This window comes from Sphingomonas sp. J344, from assembly GCF_024700005.1.
GTDB lineage: Bacteria > Pseudomonadota > Alphaproteobacteria > Sphingomonadales > Sphingomonadaceae > Sphingomonas.
In genome coordinates this window covers 902315-924125 of the sequence record NZ_JAJONB010000001.1, presented here as the reverse complement: position 1 = coordinate 924125, position 21811 = coordinate 902315, and the positions used below count along the sequence as shown (strand labels likewise).

At 65.3% G+C, this 21811-nt stretch carries 11 protein-coding genes and 1 pseudogene; 7 read left to right on the top strand and 5 right to left on the bottom strand.

The window, feature by feature from the left end; genetic code table 11:
* Nucleotides 1-56: 56 nt before the first annotated feature.
* From LRS12_RS04620 to LRS12_RS04605, 5 genes are all read left to right on the top strand, one after another.
* Entirely contained in the window at nucleotides 57-2558 is a 2502-nt protein-coding gene (locus LRS12_RS04620; RefSeq protein WP_257843539.1) for a TonB-dependent receptor, read from the top strand.
* A 142-nt stretch (nucleotides 2559-2700) separates the two neighbouring features.
* Nucleotides 2701-3966, top strand: a complete 1266-nt coding sequence (locus tag LRS12_RS04615; RefSeq protein ID WP_308223033.1) for a CHASE3 domain-containing protein — start codon at nucleotides 2701-2703, stop codon at nucleotides 3964-3966.
* Entirely contained in the window at nucleotides 3854-4426 is a 573-nt protein-coding gene (locus LRS12_RS19900) for a methyl-accepting chemotaxis protein (protein ID WP_308223032.1), read from the top strand. Before LRS12_RS04615 ends, LRS12_RS19900 begins: the two co-directional genes overlap by 113 nt.
* A 38-nt stretch (nucleotides 4427-4464) precedes the next feature.
* Nucleotides 4465-5547 (top strand): DUF2332 family protein, encoded by a 1083-nt coding sequence (locus tag LRS12_RS04610; RefSeq protein ID WP_308222970.1) that lies wholly within the window; start codon nucleotides 4465-4467, stop codon nucleotides 5545-5547.
* Nucleotides 5548-5625: 78 nt separating this feature from the next.
* Nucleotides 5626-7071, top strand: coding sequence for a sugar porter family MFS transporter (locus tag LRS12_RS04605; RefSeq protein WP_257843537.1), 1446 nt, complete (start codon nucleotides 5626-5628; stop codon nucleotides 7069-7071).
* A 167-nt stretch (nucleotides 7072-7238) separates the two neighbouring features.
* Here LRS12_RS04605 and LRS12_RS04600 read toward each other — a convergent pair whose 3' ends face one another.
* On the bottom strand, nucleotides 7239-8744 hold the full coding sequence (locus LRS12_RS04600) for a tryptophan halogenase family protein (protein WP_257843536.1): 1506 nt from the start codon (nucleotides 8742-8744) through the stop codon (nucleotides 7239-7241).
* Between the two features lie 186 nt (nucleotides 8745-8930).
* Between LRS12_RS04600 and LRS12_RS04595 the strand changes: the two genes are divergently transcribed.
* A complete protein-coding gene (locus LRS12_RS04595; protein ID WP_257843535.1) occupies nucleotides 8931-12275 on the top strand; it encodes a TonB-dependent receptor in 3345 nt (1114 codons plus the stop codon).
* A gap of 185 nt (nucleotides 12276-12460) precedes the next feature.
* On the opposite strand, the gene LRS12_RS04590 is transcribed toward LRS12_RS04595, so the two are convergent.
* From LRS12_RS04590 to LRS12_RS04575, 4 genes and pseudogenes are all read right to left on the bottom strand, one after another.
* Nucleotides 12461-13606, bottom strand: coding sequence for an endo-1,4-beta-xylanase (locus tag LRS12_RS04590; protein ID WP_257843534.1), 1146 nt, complete (start codon nucleotides 13604-13606; stop codon nucleotides 12461-12463).
* A gap of 15 nt (nucleotides 13607-13621) precedes the next feature.
* Nucleotides 13622-14833 (bottom strand): D-mannonate dehydratase ManD, encoded by a 1212-nt coding sequence (manD, locus tag LRS12_RS04585; RefSeq protein ID WP_257843533.1) that lies wholly within the window; start codon nucleotides 14831-14833, stop codon nucleotides 13622-13624.
* A 13-nt stretch (nucleotides 14834-14846) separates the two neighbouring features.
* Nucleotides 14847-17229, bottom strand: a pseudogene (locus LRS12_RS04580) (glycoside hydrolase family 3 N-terminal domain-containing protein).
* Complete coding sequence (locus tag LRS12_RS04575; RefSeq protein WP_257843532.1) at nucleotides 17226-19616, bottom strand: glycoside hydrolase family 3 N-terminal domain-containing protein; 2391 nt, start codon at nucleotides 19614-19616, stop codon at nucleotides 17226-17228. The pseudogene LRS12_RS04580 and the gene LRS12_RS04575 overlap by 4 nt, the downstream one beginning before the upstream one ends.
* 128 nt (nucleotides 19617-19744) lie before the next feature.
* Here LRS12_RS04575 and LRS12_RS04570 point away from each other — a divergent pair, with 128 nt between their 5' ends.
* On the top strand, nucleotides 19745-21748 hold the full coding sequence (locus LRS12_RS04570) for an alpha-glucuronidase (protein ID WP_257845428.1): 2004 nt from the start codon (nucleotides 19745-19747) through the stop codon (nucleotides 21746-21748).
* Nucleotides 21749-21811: the final 63 nt, after the last annotated feature.

Sequence of the window (21811 nt, the reverse complement as noted above, 5' to 3'; positions counted from 1 at the left end):
GGGTAATGCCCGGCCGGGTGGCGCGGGCACAGATCTTCAAGGGTGGGCACGCACGAATGACCAAGTATTTTCTTCTCCTGGCCGCCGCGCCGCTGGCACTGATCGCGCCGGCACATGCACGCGACGCCGACACTGCCGAACCGGCTGCCGCGCAGAACGCGCCCGAGGCACGCAAGGAAGTGTTCTCGACCGGCGTGGCCAAGGGCCGTGATCGCCTCGATCAGGCGACCTCGACCAGCGCGATCCGCGGCGAGGAAGTTCACAAGCTGGAGCCGAGCTCGGTCGCGCAGATCGTGCGCAACATCCCTGGCATCCGCGTTGAGGCCTCGTCGGGGGTCGCCAACAACAGCTACACGATCCGCGGTCTTCCGCTCGCGTCGATCGGCTCGAAATATCTCCAGTTCCAGGAAGACGGTCTGCCGATCCTCGAATTCGGCGACTTCTCGTTCCTCGGCACCGACATGTTCCTGCGCGTCGATTCCTCGCTGAACGCGGTCGAGGCGATCCGCGGTGGATCGTCGTCGACCTTCGCGTCGAACGCGCCGGGCGGCGTGATCAACTTCATCACCAAAACCGGTGAAACCGAGGGTGGCGCAGTTCAGGCGACCACCGGAATCGGCGAGGAAATGTACCGCGCCGATTTCACCTATGGCGGTCGCCTGAGCGACACGCTGCGCTATCAGGTCGGCGGCTTCTATCGCGAGGGCGAAGGGCCGCGCGCGACCGGCTATACCGGATATCGCGGCGGCCAGATCAAGGCGAACATCACCAAGGAATTGCCGAACGGCTATGTCCGTCTGCACGCCAAATATCTCGATGATCGCGTGCCGACCTATTATTTCGCGCCGCTGCGCGTGACCGGCACCAATGACAAGCCGAACTACGAGAATGTCGCCAATTTCGACATCAGCAAGGATTCGATGCTGTCGGCCTATATTCCGACCCAGGTCACTCGCGACGGCAACAACGCCGTGCGCGCGTTCGACATGAAGGACGGCCTGAACCCGGTGGTCAAGGCGATCGGCCTTGAGTCGCAGTTCGACATCGCCGGCTGGACGATCACCGAACGGTTCCGTTTCGCGGACATTTCGGGCCAGATGCTCCAGAACTTCCCGCTGACTGTCGCGCCGGCGGCGGCGCTTGCCCAGTCGCTGGGCGGTCCGGGCGCGACGCTGAGCTACGCTTCCGGTCCGAACACTGGCCAGGCGATTGCCACGCCATCGGCGCTCAACGGCAACGGTCTGCTCGCTGCGTCGCTGCTGATGAACATCCAGATCAACAGCCTCGACAACATGACCAACGATCTGCGCGCCAGCCGGGTCTGGGACCTGAGCGGCGGCAAGCTGACCTTCACTGCAGGCTACTACAAGTCGCGCCAGTGGATGAACACCGACTGGCTGTTCACCTCGGTCATTAGCGATGTGCGCGGCAATGGCGAAGCGTCGTTGATCAACGTGACCACCGCCGGCGGCGTACCGCAGACGCAGAACGGCGTCTTTGCCTATAGCGCGGCGCTCGTCACTACCGGCTATCGCCGCAAATACGACGTCGAGTTCGACACCAGCGCGCCCTACGGCTCGCTGAACTTCCACATCGGCAAGGTCGCCATCGGTGCCAGCGTCCGCTTCAACAGCGGCAAGGCACAGGGGTCGATCTATGGCGGCGAGCTGGGCGGCGGGCGCACCCCGATCGCGCCGTTCGACATCAATGGTGACGGCGTGATTTCGGCACCGGAAACCCGTTCCGGCATCATCCCGCTCACCACCCCGGCACCGGTCGATTTCGACTATAACTTCGTGAGCTATTCGGCGGGCGTGAACTATCGCGTCGCCGAAGAGATGGCGCTGTTCGCCCGTTACAGCAAGGGTGGGCGCGCGGCTGCGACTGGCCCGCTGTTCAACCCGGGGCATAACTCGGTGACGGGCGGTCTGGTTGATCAGGCCGACGCCTATGACCTGGTCAAGCAGGCCGAGGGTGGCGTGAAGTTCCGCAAGGCAAACCTGACCCTGAACCTGACGGGGTTCTGGGCCAGCACCGACGAACGCAACATGCAGATCAACACCAGCGCAGGTGGCGTGACACAGGTCGAGCGCATCTATCGCACCTATGAGGCTTATGGCCTCGAGTTCGAGGGTGCCTATCAGTACGGGCCGTTCAGCGTGACGGCGGGCGCGACCTGGACCAAGGCGGAGATCGCCAAGGACCAGTTCAACGCCGCGGCAGTGGGCAACACGCCGCGCCATCAGCCGGACCTGATCTATCAGACCACCGCGCAATATGAGAGCAAGCGTTTCACCGTCGGTGCCAATGTTGTCGGCACGACGGGCAGCTTCGCGCAGGACAGCAACCAGCTGCGACTGCCCGGCTACACGCTGGTCAATGGCTTCGCGCAGGTGCGCCTGACCGACAATGTCCAGCTGGGCGTGACCGCGAACAACCTGTTCGACACGCTGGCTCTGACCGACGTCAACCAGCCGGCGATCCCGGCGAGTGGTGTGGTCACTGCCCGCGCGCTCAACGGACGCACGGTCGCCGGGTCGGTTCGCTTCTCTTTCTGACCTACGGGGTGCCGGGGCGTTCGCGTCCCGGCACCGACCTTATCTCTAGATTGAGCTGGAAGCTGCACGCATGCTGAAGTCCCTGAAGATTCCGAGAAAGCTGGGCCTTTCATTCCTGATCATATGCGCGTCCGCGGCGGTCATGATGGCGGTGTTCTTCTCGAACATTTCGGCGATCCGGTCGGTGACCGACGCGAACACGGCCGCGCAGAGCCGCTATGCCAAGGCGCTTGCGCTGGAAACGGCGCTCCTGCGGCAGAACAGCCAGATGCGCGGCTATCTCGTCACGGGCGACAAGTCCTACCTCAAATCCTATGAGGAAGGGCGCGTCGACTATGACAGGGCGTCAGCCGAACTCGAGTCCGAACTGACTGATCCCAAGCTGATCGAAGCGGTGCGGGTGTCGCGCAAGGAAACGCTCGACTGGCGCGCCAAATGGGGCGATCGCCTGATCAAGCGCGTTGACGGCGGAGATCTTGCGGGTGCGCAGGCCGAGGTGCAGGGCGCGGGCAAGGCGGTGCTGGTCAGTGCCGCTGTACTGCCGCTGCGCGACGTGCGCGACGCCGAACTGGCGATCATCGAAGAGGGCGCGAAGACGCAGGAATCGGCGATGGACACCGCCACGACGGTGCTGATCGTCGGCGGGATCGCGCTGATCGGCCTTGCCATCGGTCTGGCCTGGCTGCTCAGCCGAGCCATTGCGACCCCGATCGCATCGCTGACGAATACGATGAGCACGCTGGCATCGGGCCGCAACGACGTCGATGTCGAGGGTGCCGAGCGCGCCGACGAACTGGGCGACATGGCACGCGCGGTGCTGGTGTTCCGCGACGCTGCAGTCGCCAAGCAGGCGACCGACGCGGCGGCGGCCAAGGCCGAGGCCGAGCAGAAGATGGTGGTCGAGATCGTCTCGGCGCAGCTGTCCGAGCTGGCCGGGGGCAATCTGACGGCACAGATCGACGCCGACTTCCCCGCCGACTATGCGGCGGTGAAGGCCAATTTCAACGCCGCTGTCACCAGCCTGCGCGGATTGATCGCATCGGTGATGGAGGCAACTGCCTCGATCCATTCCGGCTCCGGCCGGATCGCCGAGGCATCAGAGGATCTTGCCCGCCGGACCGAGGCGAACGCCGCGAGCCTGGAGCAGACCTCCGCCGCGATCGTCCAGATGGACCAGCGACTCAAGACCACCGCAGCCGCCGCCGGCCAGACGGTCGAGCGTGCGAACGGCGCGATCGGCACCGTCGCCAATGGCCGATCGGTCGCCGAGGGGGGCGGTCGAGGCGATGGGTCGCGTGGCAGACAGCGCCAAGGGCATCGACAGCGTGATCGAGGGACTCGACAAGATCGCGTTCCAGACCCGGGTTCTGGCTATGAACGCGGCGGTCGAGGCGGGTCGCGCCGGTGAAGCCGGGCGTGGCTTTGCGGTCGTCGCCGACCTCGTCTCCGCGCTGGCGATGCGCGCCGAGGAAGAGGCGGGCCGGGCGCGTGACCAGCTGACCGCGACCCAGACCGATATCGTGGCTGCAGTGGAGATGGTCCAGAAGGTCGACAGCGCACTGGTCGATATCTCGACCGATGTGAGCGAGGTCCACTCGCTGCTCGACCGGATCGCGCAGGACAATCACGCGCAGTCGTTTGCGATCACCGAAGTCAGTTCGGCGATCGGGACGATGGACCAGACTACCCGCCAGACCAGCACGATGGTCGAGCAGAGCTCGGCCGCCGCGCGCGATCTGGTGAACGAGGTGACCCATCTCGCCGATCAGGCCGCGCAGTTCACCGTCGAAGGCGGGCGCAGTCCGGTCCATGCGATGCAGAGCCGCGTCGCGCAGACGATGGGTGCCGCTGTGTGGAACGCGGCGTGATCGAACCGGGCCGTGGTGGCGTCCACGGCCCGATTCAAATGAAATGTTGGGCCGCGTTTGCGCGGTTGGGGGGAAGTCGAATGAACATGATGACGCGCGTCGGTTCCCACGGGGAGCTACGCCGCCAGTCTCGGGTCATCCGCGCCCTTGGTTCCGATTTCGTCGCTTCTGTGCTGGAGGCCGGCGACCGCCAGCTGCACCGCGCGCCGCACACCGCAGCGCTGATCGACGGCTGGCCCGACGATCCCTCATCGGCGGCGCTGGCGATGCGGTTCAACGCGGCGCTGCACGCACTGGCGCGGGGCGGCAATGTCGCGGACCTTAGCGCGCTCTATCAGCGCGAGCATGACGAGTTCGACCGCGCGATTGGCGGCGCACTCGCCGCGCATGACGACTTCATCATTCGCTGGATGCAGGAGCCGACCCAGACCAACGAAGTCGCACGTGCGGCAGGTTTCGCGGCTGCGTTGATGGCGCTGCGGGTGCGAACGGGCATGCCGGTCGAACTGCTGGAGATCGGGTCGAGCTGTGGACTCAACCTCAACCTGGCCCGCTATCGCTACGATCTCGATGGCGTGATTGCCGGTGATCCCGCCTCGCCGGTGCGGATTGCGCCCGAATGGCGCGGGATGACACCGGTCGCGGCCCCGATCGAGGTGGTCGCGGCGCGCGGAGTGGATCTGAACCCGCTCGACGCCGCCGACCGGCGCGCGCGCGCGCGCCTGCTCGCTTTTGTCTGGGCGGATCAACCGCGCCGGATCGAACGGCTGAAGACCGCTTTGCGCATCGCCCGCGCACATCCGCCCGAATTGACCCGCGCCGACGCGACTCTGTGGCTGCCCGAACAGGTCGCCGCGCCGCAGAGCGAAGGGGTGTGCCGCGTCGTCTTCCACTCGATGGTGATCCAGTATCTCGGCCGCGCTGCCCGCAGTGCGGTGATCGACGCGATCCATGCGGCAGGCGCGCGCGCCACCGATGCGCGCCCGTTCGCCTGGCTCAGCTTCGAATGGACCGAGGGGCGCGAGAAGGTCGAGCTGGCGCTGACCTGCTGGCCTGACGGTGCTCGCCGCGTGCTCGCCACCTGCCATCCCTATGGCGAATGGTTCGACTGGCACGGTTGATCCTTCGCAAGATTCCGCGCAGCATCTCTCTTGCGCGCAAGACGCTTTCGCGTTTAGGTAGCGCTAACATAGGCGCGGATGGACCGGGCCAGGGGAGAGGAGAATCGGGTGACCCAGACATCGGGGGCGCAGGCCAATACAGGCTTGGTCTTCGCCATCGTCGCGGTGGCGACGATCGGCGGATTGCTATTCGGATATGACAGCGGTGCCGTGAACGGCACGCAGGACGGCCTGAAAACGGCCTTTGCCCTCAACGACACCAGCCTGGGCTTCACCGTCGGTTCGCTGCTCATCGGTTGTTTCATCGGTGCGTTCTTCGCCGGAACGCTGGCCGACAAGATGGGCCGCCGCAATGTGATGCGGCTCGCGGCCGTGCTGTTTCTCGTTGGTGCGCTGGTGCAGGGTTTTGCGCACGATCAGACGATTTTCGTCATCGCCCGCATCGTCGGCGGCATGGCGGTCGGTGCGGCGTCGGTGTTGTCGCCCGCCTATATCTCCGAAGTCGCGCCGGCGAATATTCGCGGACGCATGACCACGGTGCAGCAGGTGATGATCATCACCGGTCTGACCGCCGCGTTCGTGGTCAACTATTATCTGGCGCAGGCTGCGGGCTCGTCGCTCGCCTTGTTCTGGGCGGATATCGAGGCGTGGCGCTGGATGTACCTGATGCAGGCACTGCCCGCAGCGGTGTTCCTGGTCGCGCTGTTCTTCATCCCGGAAAGCCCGCGCTATCTCGTCGCCAAGGGCCGCGATGCCGAGGCGCTGACCGTGCTGAACCGGTTGTTCGGTACGGACGCCGGCACCGCCAAGCTCGGCGAGATCAAGGCAAGCTTCTCGACCGATCATAATCCGCGCCTCAGCGACATTTTGTCGAAGGGTGCGGGCGGCTTCCTCGGCATCCGCAGCATCGTGTGGGTCGGCATCATGCTGGCGGTGTTCCAGCAGCTCGTCGGCATCAACGTCATCTTCTACTATGGCGCGACGCTGTGGCAGCTCGCCGGCTATACCGAGAATGACGCGCTGATGATCAACATCGTGTCGGGCGTCGTGTCGATCGCGGCGTGCTTCATCACGATTGCGGTGATCGACAAGATCGGACGCAAGCCGCTGTTATTGATTGGTTCTGCGGGCATGGCCGTGACCTTGTTCATCATGGTCTATGCGTTCAGCCAGGGCTCGCTCGACGCGGACGGCAAGCTGGTGTTGTCGACCCAGCTCGGCATGCTCGCGGTGATCGCAGCCAACCTGTACGTCATCTTCTTCAACGTCAGCTGGGGCCCGGTGATGTGGGTGATGCTGGGCGAGATGTTCCCCAACCAGATCCGCGGATCGGCGCTGGCGGTGGCGGGCTTCTTCCAGTGGTTCGCCAACTATCTCATCGCCCAGACCTTCCCGGCCATGGCGACGTGGAGCCTGGCGGGTGCCTACACCTTCTACGCGGTGTGCGCGGTGATCAGCTTCTTCCTGGTCCAGCGCTATGTGAAGGAAACCAAGGGCCGCGAGCTTGAGGAAATGGAAGGCTGAACCGCCTTCCAGAAAGGGGGCAGGGGCGGGAGGCAACTCCCGCCCCTTCTTTTTGTTGGGATGCGGCACCAGCCCGCTCCCCCACCCGGCCACCCAAACAGAGGATACTAGATGGGCGGCCGGGTGGGGAGCGGGCTGGTGCCGCGCTCAGCGAAGCTCAGCCAAGCCTAAGCCGCCGCGCAGTTCTGCCGGATATATTCGGCGTGATCGGGCATGTACTCCACCGATTTGGCGACCGCGCTCGCGATATGCGCCAGCCGGTCGCGCGTCTCCGCCAGTGTCAGCAGCTCCGCGACCGGATCGTGCCGCGCCCAGCGCATCCCCTGACCCACCATCACGGCGAACCAGCTGGTGTCGTTGAACAGCTCCTCATGCTCGCGGAAGCAGCGGCCCGAGCTTTCGAACACGCGCATCTTTTCCGCCAGCCGCTCGGGGATCTCCATCGTCCGGCAATAGTCCCAGAAGGGCGAATCATTGCGGTCGGTGATGTGGTAGTGGAGGATCAGGAAGTCGCGGATCAGCTCGCTCTCCTCGATCATCAGCCGGTTGTAGCGCGCGCGCTCGGCCTCAGCGAAGCTCGAGTCCGGGAAGTTCGACAACAGCCGCGCGATACCGGTCTGGATCATCCAGATGCTGGTTGATTCGAGCGGCTCCATGAACCCCGCCGACAGGCCGATCGATACGCAGTTCGCGTCCCAGAAATGCGTACGATGCCCGGTGGTGAAGCGCAGGAAGCGCGGATCGGCCAGCGCCTCGCCATCGAGATTGGCGAGCAGGGTCGCCGCCGCCTCGTCGTCACTGATATAGTCGCTGCAATAGACCATGCCGTTGCCGGTGCGATGCTGGAGCGGGATGCGCCATTGCCACCCGGCACTGCGCGCGGTCGATCGGGTGAAAGGGGTGAGGCCGCCTGGCACCGATGCGCACGGCACTGCCACCGCGCGATTGCACGGCAGATGCGCCGACCAGTCGACATAGGGCACGCCCAGTGTCTTGCCGATCAGCAACCCGCTAAAGCCCGAGCAGTCGATGAACAGCTCGCCCGCCACCTGTTCGCCGGATTCGAGCGCGACCGACGCGATATGGCCGCTTGTCCCATCGCGCGCGACATCGACGATGCGCCCTTCGATCCGTTTGACGCCCATCTTCTCCGCCAGCTCGCGCAGATAGAGGGCGTAGAGCCCCGCATCGAAATGATAGGCATAGGCGATGCCCGACAGCGGCGAATTGCCCGCGTCGATCGGCGGCATGAAGCGGTTGGCGCGACCGGCGCTTGCCATCAGGGAGAAGGCGTCGATGTCGGCGAATTGCGCTTCATGCGCCAGCCGCTGCCAATAGGCGTGGAAGGACACGCCCTCCATGTCGATGCCATATTTGCCGAACGGGTGGAAATAGCGGCGGCCGAGTCCGCCCCAGTCGACGAATTCGATCCCCAGCTTGAAGCTGCCCTTGGTCCGGCGCAGAAACTCATTCTCGTCGATACCCAGCAGCCGGTTGAATGTGCCGATCTGCGGGATTGTCGCCTCGCCCACGCCGACCGTACCGATTGCGTCCGACTCGACCAGCGTGATCGTCGCATAATCGGGGCCAAGGATGCGCGCCATCGCCGCCGCGGTCATCCACCCCGCTGTGCCACCCCCCACGATCACGATCGACCGGATCCGTTCCGCCACGCTGCTTCCCTCCCCAAAAAATCGCCGTGCAGCATCGCTGCAACATCTGCGTCATTTTCTTTGTGGTAGCGCACAACATCTCTTGCCGAAAGCTGCACATTGGCATAAGACGAAGAAATGTTAGCGCTACCTTACTGGCGCAGCTGGCAGAAGAGCCGCCAAGGCTCTCGAACAAGGAGGGGATGGATGTCGAATTGGCGGAAGCGTGTGCGCACCGATGGTCGCGCCGCATGGGGTCTCGGAGTTTCGACCGCCGCGCTGATGACAGCGTTGGCCATGCCGACGGCGGCATATGCGCAGGATGCGCCGGCTGCCGAGGAGACCGACGCGGATACGGTGGTGGTCACCGGCTTCCGCGAATCGCTGCAGAGCGCTCAGACGCGCAAGCGGACATCGGACACGATCGTCGATTCGGTGACCGCCGAGGATATCGGCGCGCTGCCCGACCGGTCGGTGACCGAAACGCTTCAGCGCATCCCGGGCATCTCGATCAACCGCTTCGCGGCGGGCGTCGATCCCGACCACTTCTCGGTCGAAGGTTCGGGCGTCGTCGTGCGCGGCCTCACCTATGTCCGCTCCGAGTTCAACGGGCGTGAGGCGTTCACCGCCAATAACGGCCGCTCACTGAGCTTTGCCGACGTTCCGTCCGAGCTTCTTGGCGGGGTGGACGTGTTCAAAAGCCCTTCGGCCGACCGGATCGAGGGTGGCATCGCTGGCGTGGTCAACCTCCGCACCCGCCTGCCGTTCGACAAGAAGGGCTTCGTCCTCGCCGGCTCGCTCGAGCTCAACTATTCGGACTTCGTGAAGCAGGCCTCGCCGACTGCGGCACTGGTTGTCAGCAACACCTGGGACACCGGCATCGGTGAGATCGGCCTGCTCGGCAGCCTGTCCTATTCGCAGCTCTTCTCGCGCGCGGATCGCTTCCAGGTCTCCAGCTTCCGTGTCCGCCCGATCTATTCGGACGGCACGCGCACTGATGTGGTCCCGTTCGGCACCGCGACCCAGCGTGGCAGCGGCGTGTTCCCGCGCGGTGCCGTGATGGGCACGCAGGAGTTTGAGCGTCGCCGCTTCGGTTATGCTGCGGCCGCGCAGTGGCGCAGCAATGACCGCCGCGCCGAAGCGACCTTCCAGTTCCTGCGCTCGGACGCGCGTCAGGCGTGGACCGAGCACACGATCGAGATCGCGACCGACAACGTCGCGTCGAACGGCGACTCGCGCGCCCGTGATGGCACGTCGATCACCTTCGATTCGACCGGCCTGTTCGAAAGCGGCGTGATCACCGGCCCGACCGGCTGGCGCGCCGACCAGAATACGGCGGGCGACATCCGCACCCCGGCAATGGGCCTGCAGTCGAACAACATCCGCCGCGATCGTGACGAGCGTGCGGTGACCGACGATTACTCGTTCAACTTCCGCTATCAGGTCGCTGACAATCTCAGTGTCAGCTTCGACTATCAGCATGTCGACTCGTTCGTCGACATCGTCGACAATGGCCTGTGGCTCTCGTCCTACCAGGACGCGGCGATCCGGCTGAACGGCAGCGACTTTCCGACGGTCGAATTCCGCCCGCCGCAGAACTGCCCGACGCTGCCCTGCACGGGTGCGCCGGGAAGCTCGGCCAACTACCCGTCTTACTATACGGGCACGCACCAGAGCTTCTCCGACCCGTATAACAGCTTCTACCGCTCGGCGATGGACCATATCGAGCAGAGCGACGGCAATTCGGACGCCTTCCGTCTCGATGCCGAGCTGTCCTTCCCCGAAGGCAGCTTCTTTGAATCGGTTCGTGTCGGTGGTCGTTATGCCGACCGCGACCAGACGGCGCGCTTCTCGACCTACAACTGGGGTCGTCTTAGCGAGCAGTGGGGCAATAACGGTCCGATCTGGGCCGATGATCCCGTCGACAACGTCACCGGCGGCACCGGCGGCGCGCCGCTGCAGGGCGTCCGGCCCTTCTGCTTCGACAATTTCTTTGGCAACGCGGTCAGCAATCCGCTGGGTGGTCAGTGCCGCCTGTTCTATAACGCCAACACGGCAAGCCCGGCGGGCTATCCCGCCTATATCGACTATGCGAACCGCATCAATCGCGAGTGGGAACCCACCGTGGCGGGGGCCGGTGGACGTCAGATCAACGGCGGCTGGCGTTCGCTCGCGGATCGCCCCAACGCGATCCCGGGCACGTACTTCACCCCGGGTGAAGTCAATCCGCAGCAGGAGATCAACAAGGCTGCCTACGTCATGCTGCGCTTCGGCAACGAGTTCGGCAACGGCATGAAGCTCAGCGGCAATGTCGGCGTGCGTTACACGACGACCAACCGCAAGTCGGAAGGGTTCGTCGAATTCCCGTTCGCAACCAACCTTCCCGACGCGACGACATGCCGTGACTCGATCAACAACGCGCTGACGGGTGCGGGTGGATCGGTGAACACGCTGTGCGCACTGACGCCGACGCAGCTGACGCAGATTGGGGCGTATCTGAACGGTGCGACCGTCGCGAACAACTTCGATCTCGACTATGACTATTGGCTACCCAGCCTCAACCTGAAGCTGGAAGTCGGTGGTGGGCTTCAGTTCCGTGCCGCCTATTCGAAGGGGGTCTCGCCGCCTTCGCTGGGTCTGGTGCGTAACTACTTCCCGGTCAGCGTCACCGCAGCCCCGCGGGTCGACGCCACCGGCAACCAGATTCCGGTTGTGGTTACCCCGACGGCACCTGGTACGGGGGCCTTTGGTTCAGATGGTAACATCGCGCCGGGCCAGGTGCTGATCCAGGGCTCGTTCAACGCCGGTAACCCGGAATTGCTGCCGACCGAGGCGGACAGTTTCGACGTCACCGCAGAATGGTATTTCTCGCGGGTCGGGCAGTTGACGGCGTCGCTGTTCTACAAGGAACTGCACAACGTCCTGACCAACGATACGGTGCGGCGGAGCTTCTCCAACAACGGCCAGACCTTCGAAGCGGTTGTGACCACCCCGGTCAATTCGCGGGATGTGGGCAAGATCAAGGGCTTCGAAATCTCCTATCAGCAGGTGTTCGACTTCCTGCCCGGACCGCTCAAGGGTCTCGGTCTGCAAGCCAACTACACCTATGTGGCGAGCGAGGGTGTGCCGCAGAGCACGCTGTCGGAGACCGATCCGGACGTCGCGGCTGGCCGTCAGCCGACGATCACCGGCGCGAACTTCCCGCTCCAGGGGCTGTCGGAACATCAGTTCAACATCACCCCGTTCATCGATATCGGGCCGGTGTCGGCGCGTGCATCGTACAGCTGGCGTTCGCAGTATCTGCTGACGCTGCGCGACGTGATCACGCCGTTCGATCCGATCTTCCAGGAGGATTACGGCCAGCTCGACGCATCGATCACCGTGTCGATCACGCCGCAGCTGAAGCTGGGCATCCAGGGCGTGAACCTGACCAACTCGGTGACCAAGACGAGTGCGGCGGTGACCGACCAGAATGGCGCAGTGCGACTGGTTCCGCGCGGCTGGTACATGAACGATCGCCGTGTCACCGGCATGATCCGCTTCAACTTCTAACGGGTCAGACTTCCCAACCTCCCCGCCGTCGCCCCTCCCAGGGCGGCGGCTTTTTTTTTCTGGCGGAGGTGGGGAATGGCGGTGCGGCGCGACAAAAAATGCTGCGCAGCACGATGGCTGCGCAGCCGTCAGTTTCTTGGTTGGGTGAGCGATGCGCCCCGCCGCAACGGAGCCGCCTCGTGTCGTTACGCGATCGGCTTGGCCTCGGCGTAAAGGCGCGCAAGCTCGTGCCGCATTGGCTTGGCGCGGAAGCTGCTGTCATAGGGGCAGCAGCGCTGCGGCAGCCCGTCCTTGCGCGGCGCAAAACCCTGCAGCCAGCTATATTTGTCGACCATGCCCCAGGCGAGCACGTCGCGCAGCTGAGGGTAGGACAGCATCAGCTCCATATAGGCACGCAAATACGCGACGACGCCCGCGTCGCGCTGCGCCGGATCGCCGGGCAGCGCGTTGTCCTTGACGTCGAGTTCGGTGATCACGAGGCGATAGCCCATGCCCACCGCCTCATCGACGAACTTGCGCCATTCGGTTTCCTGACGCGGGCCGAGGCCGGTGGCGGGGTCGAGCTTGAACATCTCGATATGGCTCTGGATGCCCAGCGCATCGACCGGAACGTTCCGTTTGCGGAAGCCTTCGAGCAACTTGAGCACGCCGGCACGGTGCTTCTCGTTGCCGGGCTCCCAGCTCATATAGTCGTTATAGACCAGCTCCGCGTTCGGCATTTCCGCGCGCGCGGTGTGGAAGGCGAGATCGAGCAATGGTTCGACGCCGCCCATTGCCCTGGACAGCGAGGTTTCGACAAGGCCTGAAGTCTCGGGATCGACCGCCTCATTGACCACGTCCCAGCTGGAAATCGAGTCCTTGTAGCGGCGCATCACCGTCTGGACGTGATCGGTCAGGATCTTCTCTGCCGCAGCCCTGGGCGACGACCCGAAGTCATGGTCGTTGAGCCAGTTCGGAAACCATTTTGGGCGCGCCCAGAGCAAGGTGTGCCCGCGCACATCCAGGTTCTTGCTGCGTGCCCAGGCGACCATCGCGTCGAACCGGTCGAAGCGATATTCGCTGGGCGAGGGGCGGAGCGCCTGCCATTTCATTTCATTCTCGGCGACGATCACACCGCATTCGCGCTCAACGATCGCGGCATATTCGGGATTGTTGAACGACCCCCGGTCAGCACCCGGCGGTGCCCAGGCGACGGCAGTACCGAACCGCCGTCCCTTGCGCTGTGCCACCGCGTCGATACCCGGCGGCGGGATGCTCGCGCCCGCAGAGGTCGTGGCGACGAGCGGGAGCGCGGCGAGGCCGGCGAGCGTCTGGCGGCGGTTCGGGGTCATCGGGGCTCCTTGTGGTTACCAGTCGTGCATCGTGCCATCCTCGCGCCGGTTCACCGGCAGATAGGCACGCTTGTAGGGGAAGGTGGCGGCCAGGCTCTCGTCGAGTTCGACGCCCAGACCCGGCGCATCGCCGGGGTGCATCAGGCCATCGGCGAAGCTGTAGGCATGCGGGAACACCGCATCGGTCTCGTCGGTGTGGCGCATATATTCCTGCACCCCGAAATTGGGCACCGACAGGCCGAAATGCAGGGCGGCGGCCATGCACACCGGCGACAAATCTGTCGCGCCATGGCATCCGGTGCGGACATTGTGCAGGTCGGCGAACGCAGCGATCCGGCGCAGATGGGTGATGCCGCCGGCATGGACCACGGTCGCGCGGATATAGTCGATCAGCTGTTCCTCGATCAGGGTCTTGCAGTCCCAGATCGAATTGAAGATCTCACCCACCGCGAGCGGGGTGGTGGTGTGCTGGCGGATCAGGCGAAAATTGGCCTGGTTCTCCGCCGGGGTCGAATCCTCGATCCAGAAGGGGCGATAGGGCTCCAGATCCTTGCCGAGCCGCCCCGCCTCGATCGGGGTCAGCCGGTGATGGACGTCGTGCAGCAAATGCACGTCCCACCCCAGCGCCTCGCGCGCCGCAGCGAATAACGGCGGGACCGAGCGGAGATATTTCTCGCTCGACCAGACATTCTCGGTCGGCAGATCGGCGTCGGCGGGTTCGTAGAAATAGCGGTCCTTGCTGACGCCATAGGTCGAGGCAAGGCCAGGGACGCCTGATTGCAGCCGGATGGCCTTGTACCCCTGACGCTGATAGTCGAGCGCTGCCTCGACCGTCTCCTCGATCGTCGCGCCATTGGCATGGCCATAGACCATGCACCCCTCCCGAACCGCGCCACCGAGCAGCTGATAGAGCGGCAGGCCAGCGATCTTGCCCTTGATGTCCCAGAGCGCAGTATCGACCGCAGCGATCGCGCTCATCGTCACCGGGCCGCGCCGCCAGTACGCGCCCTTGTAGAGATACTCCCAGATATCCTCGATCCGGTGCGCGTCGCGGCCGATCAGGCAGGGGATGACGTGATCGGTCAGATAGCTCGCCACCGACAGCTCGCGTCCGTTGAGCGTCGCGTCGCCCAGACCCGTGGTCCCATCGTCGCATTCGATCTTGAGCGTGACGAAGTTGCGACCGGGGCAGGTGACGATGACGCGCGCGGAAACGATTCTGGGCATGTTGCGATGATCCTCAGACGATGGTGAGCAGGGTCGACTGAAGCGATGCGGAGCTGTTTCCGACACCGATGTCAACCTCGCCAACCTCGACGATCTCGCGCATGTTCGCGTCCCACAGGACAAAGGTTTCGGCGGGCAGGTCGAACCGCACGGTCCGCGCCCTCGCCGGGGGCCAATGTCACCCGCTCAAACCCCTTGAGCTGCAACACCGGCTGGGTGACCGATGCGGTGCGGCGGCTGATATAGAGCTGCACTACCTCGTCGCCCGCGCGCGCGCCGGTGTTGCGGACCTCGACCGATACGCTGACTTGGCCATCGCGCTTCATCGTCGCGGCGGACAGGATCGGCGCGCCGATCGCGAATGTCGTGTAGCTCAGCCCATGACCGAACGGGAACAGGGGGGACTTGTCGGCGAACAGGTACCCGCGCCGCGCCGATGGCTTGTGGTTGTAGAAGGACGGAACCTGCCCCGCGTCGCGGATCACGGTGACCGGCAGCTTGGCACCCGGATTGACCCGGCCGAACAGCGCCTCGGCCATCGCGGTGCCGCCCTCCTGCCCGGGATACCAGCATTCGAGCACGGCGTTGGCCTTGCCGATCACCGCCGGCCAGCTTGGCGGGCGACCGTTGATCGCGGCGATCACCAGCGGCTTGCCGAGCGCCGCCATCGCCGCGACCAGTTCATTCTGCTCGCCGACGATATCGACGCTGGTGCGGTCGCCGAGATGGGTTTTCGCGAACCCCTCGCGGCTGGTCTGTTCGGTGTCGCCAATGGCGAGGACAATCGCGTCCGCGCCCTTCGCCACCTCGACCGCCTGCGCGATCAGTTCGCGGTTCTTCGCCGGATCGGCGAGCTGGACATTGCTTTCGGAGCGATCCTCGCTGCGGGTGATGAACACGCCCTGCGCAGTGAGCAATTCGACCTTGTCGCCGACCAATGCGCGCAGCCCCTGGATCAGGCTGACCGTCTGCTTCGGCACGCTCGAATAGCCGCCGAGCCGCGCGATGGCGTGGTTGGGGCCGATCACCGCCAACTTGCGCACCTTGTCCTCGGCCAGCGGAAGCGTGCCGTCATTGGTGAGCAGGCACAGCGATTTGCGCGCGGCCTCCAGTGCCAGCGCGCGGGCCTCGGCGTTGCCGGTGATGCGTTCGGCCAGCGCAACGTCGCCATAGGGGTTTTCGAACAATCCGGCGCGGAACTTGAGCGTCAGCATGCGCGCGACGGCGCGGTCGATTGCGCTGACCTCGACCTTGCCCGCGCGCACCTGGTCCACCAGCGTGCGGTACGCCATGCCGTCGGGCAATTCGCTGTCCACGCCCGCGGCTAGCGCCAGCCGTGCGGTTTCGGCGAGGTCGGCCGCGACATGATGGATGCTGTCGAGTTCGTTGACCGCGCCATAATCGCTCGCAATCAGCCCGTCGAAGCCCCATTCGCCGCGCAGCACATCGCCGAGCAGCCAGGTGTTGGCGTGGCTCGGCACCCCGTCGATCTCGTTATAGCTCGGCATCACCGCGCCGATCGACGTGCGCTTCACGATCTCGCGAAACGGCGGGAAGAAATATTCGCGCAGCTCACGCTCGGACAGCTGCGCGGGGGCGACATTGTTGCCGCTCTCGGGCTGGCCATGGCCGGTCATGTGCTTGAGCGTCGCATAGACCTTGCCATCGGCGAGCTTGTCGAACTTGCCCGGCCCTTGCAGCCCCTCGACCGCCGCAACACCCAACTCGCCGACCAGATAGGGGCATTCGCCGAACGTCTCCTCGATCCGCCCCCAGCGCGGGTCGCGGACGATATCGACCACAGGGGAGAGGACGTAAGGCACGCCGCGCGCCCGCGTCTCGCGCGCGATCACCGATTGTACGCGCCGCATCAGATCGCGGTCGAATGCACCGGCGAGGCCGATCGCCTGCGGGAACATCGTCGCGTCGGTCGCCATGTAGCCGTGCAGCGATTCCTCATGGAACAGCACCGGGATGCCGAGCCGCGTGTCGTGAAGCGCCCAGCGCTGCACCGCGTTGATGAACTCGACCGTCTGGCGCGGGGTGCGCCAGCGCGCGGCGGTGCCGCCCGACGCCCCGGTGATGCCGGGCACGCCGCGCTTGTCCGACGGGCGGGTGACATGGCCGATGCCGTTGGGATAGGCGGCGCTCGCCTTGGCCGGATTGAAGGCGAGATCGTCGATCACCTCGGCCTTGCGCGCCCAGATGGCGATCATCTGGCCGACCTTCTCCTCCAGCGTCATCCGTCCGAGCAGGTCGGCGACGCGCGCGGGGACCGGCGCGCGCGCATCCTTGTAGAGCGGCGCGGCGAGTGCGTGCGCGGCGGGGGCGAAGCTGACCGCGACGGTGGCGGCGGAGGCTTGGCCCAGCAGGCGGAGCGCGGCGCGGCGGTTCATGGGGTCACCTTCAGCGTCACGGTTTGCAGCGTCGCGGAATCACCGCCGGTCATGATGTCGAACTCCCCGGGTTCGATCACCCGCTTCATGTCGATATTCCAGATCCGGAAGGCGTCGGGAGCGAGCGTCAGCTTCACCGTCCGCGTCTCGCCGGGCTTGAGCGTCACGCGGCGAAACGCCTTGAGCTCCTTGACCGGGCGGGTGACGCTGGCGACCTTGTCGCGCAGATAGACTTGCACCACCTCGTCGCCCTCGCGCGCGCCGCTGTTGGTGACGTCGACCAGCACATCGACGCTGTCGCCTGCCTTGATCGACGGGGCCGACAGGCGCGGGGCGGACAAGCTGAAGCGCGTGTAGCTGAGCCCATAGCCGAACGGGTAGAGCGGCTGGGTCGTGTCGAACAGATAGCCGCGCTGTGCACTCGGCTTGACGTTGTAGGTCATCGGCAGCTGCCCGACATGGCGCGCGACGGTCACCGGCAGCTTGCCGCCGGGGTTGGCCCGGCCGAACAGCGTATCGGCGATGGCATGACCCTGCTGCTCGCCGCCATACCAGGTTTCGAGGATCGCATCGGCCTGCTCGGCGATCTTCGGATAGGAAGGCGGGCGGCCGTTGACGAGCACGACGACCAGCTTCTTGCCCAGCGCCTTCATCGCGTCGAACAGTTCGATCTGCTCGCCGACCAGATCGAGGCTGGCCCGGTCGCCCAGATGCGCATCGGCCCAGGCCTCGCGGCTGGTCTGTTCGGTATCGCCGATGAACAACAGGATCGTGTCCGCGCCGCGCGCCGCCTCCACCGCCTGCGCGATGCGCTGGCGGTTCGCGGCGGGGTCGGCGAGCTTGACCTCGTCCGCCCACCAATCGTCATTTTCGGTGATCTTCACACCCTCGGCATGGACGATTCTGGCCCTGTCACCGACCAATGCGCGGATCCCCGCGAGTGGCGAGACCGTCTCGGGCGGGATGCCGTAATAGCCGCCGAGGCGAGCGACATCGGCATTGGGTCCGATCACCGCGATCGTCTGTGGCGCGTCGAGCGACAGCGGAAGCGCGGCGCCTTCGTTCTTGAGCAGCACGAACGACTTCGCCGCGGCCTTGCGTGCGAGTGCCACTGATTCCGGGCTGTGGTTGATCTTCGTATCCGCCAGCTTCGCGTAGGGATTTTCGAACAGCCCTGCACGGAATTTGATGCTCAGCATCCGCGCGGCGGCGGTGTCGATCGCCGACTGGCTGACCTCGCCCTTGCGCACTGCGTCGATCAGCGTCGAATAGGCGGTCGCGTTGGGCAGCTCGCTATCGACCCCGGCGGCGAGTGCACGATTGGCCGCTTCGGCGTTCGACCCCGCGATGCGGTGGATGCCGACCATCTGTTCGATCGCGTAGTAATCGCTGACCACCGCGCCGGGAAATTTCCACTCGCCGCGCAGCACATCGCCCAGCAGCCATTTGCTCGCATGGCTCGGCACGCCGTCGATCTCGTTATAGCTCGCCATCACCGCTTCGACCCCGGTGCGGGTGACGACCGCTTCGAATGGCGGGAAGAAAATCTCGCGCAGCGTGCGTTCAGCGATCGGGGCGGGGCCGATATTGGTGCCGCTCTCCGGCTGGCCGTGTCCCGTCATGTGCTTGAGCGTCGCGAATACCTTGCCCGGGCCGAGTATGCGCGCGCGGTTGGTGCCCTGCAGCCCCTCGACCGCCGCGACACCCATTTCGGACACGAGGTGCGGGTCCTCGCCGAACGTCTCCTCGATCCGCCCCCAGCGCGGGTCGCGCGCGACATCGACGACCGGGGAAAGCACGAGATGCACGCCGCGCGCCCGCACCTCGCGCGCGATGGCGGCGTTGATGTCGCGGATCAGGTCGGGATCCCAGGTCGAGGCAAGCCCGATCGCCTGCGGGTAGCTGGTCGCATCCTGCGCGGCGAGGCCGTGCAGCGCTTCCTCATGGAACAGCACCGGGATGCCGAGCCGCGTATCCTCGACGGCCCATTTCTGGATCGCGTTTACGTACGCGATGCTGTCGGCGATGCTGCGTGGCGGGGTGACGCGCGGCGATGCAGGCCCCTTGCGGTCGGACGGGCGGGCGAGCTGGCCGATGCCGTGCGGATGTTTCGCCTTTGCCTTGGCGGGGTCGAACCGGTCCTGCGAATCCTGGATCTCGACCTTGGTATCCCAGACCGAGGTGATCTGGGCGATCTTCTCCTCCAGCGTCATCCGCGCCAGCAGGTCGGCGACGCGCGCTTCGAGCGGGAGCTTCGCATTGCGATAGGGTGCATCGGTCGGGGGGCGTTGCGCACCGGCTTGAGCGGTGGAGGCGGGTGGGTTGGCCAGCACTGCGGGCGTCACCAATGCGCTCGCCAGCAACAGGGCGACCCAAGCCTTTCGCATCCCGAACTCTCCCGTCGCGACCGCAATACGGTCTTTATTGTTAGCGCTAACATGATATGAGGCGGTTGAGCTTGTCAACCCGCGACCGACCAGCAATCGGATCGGCGCGCGGCGAAAGGGTGAGGATGATGATCGCGCGACTATGCGCCCTGTTGCTGATCGCAGCGTCGTTCGGGACGGGCGGTGCTGCGCGCGCGGAAGACGGATATCGCCTCTGGCTGCGCAACGCACCGCTTACCGATGTTGCGCAGCAAAGACGCGCGAGCGTCACACTGGTCGGAAGCGATTCGCCGACTGCGCGACTGGCGCGCGACGAGTTGCAGCGCGGCCTTGGCGAGTTGCGGCTTGCACCCGCGATCACCCTCCGCAAGGTCGCGACACCGGGTCAGCGCGCCGGCGCATTCAGCATCAACGGCGCGCAGATTACCGCCGCGAGCGACACCGGACTGCTCTACGGGGCCTTCGCGCTGCTGCGCGAGCTGGGGCAGGGCAAGCCGCTTACCGCGATCCGGCGCGACGAAAGCCCGGCCTATGACCTGCGCATGCTCAACCATTGGGACAATCCCGACGGGCATGTCGAGCGCGGCTATGCCGGGCGATCGATCTTCGACTGGTGGCATCTGCCCGGCCATGTCGATGCACGGATGACCGATTATGCGCGCGCCAACGCCTCGATCGGGATCAACGCCACTGTCATCAACAACGTCAACGCCCGCGCGATGATGCTGGAGCCGCGCTACATCGCGAAGGTCAAGGCGCTGGCCGACACGTTCCGGCCCTGGGGCATCCGCATCTATCTTTCCGCGCGCTTTTCCGCGCCGCGCGACATCGGTGGACTCAAGACCGCCGACCCACTCGATCCGGCGGTGCGCGCCTGGTGGAAGGCGAAGGCCGACGAGATCTACGCCGCAATCCCGGATTTCGGCGGCTTTCTGGTGAAGGCCAATTCGGAAGGCCAGCCTGGTCCGCAGGATTATGGCCGCAGCCATGCCGATGGCGCGAATATGCTGGCCGAGGCGATCGGCGAGCGCGGCGTCGTGATCTGGCGCGCCTTTGTCTATGCCGCCGAGAACAAGGAGGATCGGGCGAAACAGGCGTTCACCGAGTTCCAGCCGCTCGACGGCAAGTTCGCGCAGAATGTCGTGGTGCAGGTCAAGAACGGCCCCATCGACTTCCAGCCGCGCGAGCCGTTCCATCCGCTGTTCGGCGCGATGCCGAGGACGCGGCTGAGTCTGGAGCTGCAGATCACAAAGGAATATCTCGGCTTCGCCTCGCACCTCGCCTTCCTCGCGCCGTTGTTCGAGGAGGCGCTCGACGCCGATACCGGCCGCAGCGGCAGCGTCGCTCAGACGGTCAGCGTGATCGCCGGGGTCGCCAACACCGGCAGCGATCGCAACTGGACGGGCTCCCATTTCGATCAGGCCAACTGGTACGCCTTTGGACGACTGGCATGGAACCCCCAATTGCCAAGCGAGACCATCGCCCGCGAATGGGCGGCGCAGACCTTCAGCCGCGATACCGCCTTCCTGAACGCCGTGGTGCCGATGATGCTGGGCAGCCGTGAGGCCGTGGTCGACTACATGACCCCGCTGGGACTCGCGCATGTCATGGGCACCGGCCATCATTATGGCCCTGCGCCATGGGTTTCCGACCTCGCCCGGCCCGAATGGAACCCGGTCTATTTCCATCGCGCCGATCGCGACGGGATCGGATTCGACCGGACGAAGACGGGCAGCGACGCGCTCGCCCAATATGCGCCGGATGTCGCCAAGCGGCTGCTCGCGGACGAGGAACTGCTGCTGTGGTTTCGCCGGGTGCCGTGGGATCATCGGCTGAGCACCGGACGCACCTTGTGGGAGGAGTTGCCACGCCGCTACGACCGTGGCGTCGCGACGGTCGAGCGGATGCGCGCGACCTGGGCAACGCTCGCGCCTCACGTCGACGCCGAACGTCATCGCCCAGTCGCCGATTTCCTGAAGATCCAGGTGGAGGAGGCGCAATGGTGGCGCGACGCCAGCCTCGCTTACTGGTCCGCCACGTCCGGCCGCGCCTTGCCGGCAGGCCATGCCGCGCCGCCGCATCCGCTGAGCTGGTATCAGGCGCAGAGCTTCCCTGAGGCACCGGGCGAATGATTGCGCTCCCAAATCAGGTCACGCTGCGCTTGCTGCGAGAGGCAAACGGGGCGTATGTGCCGT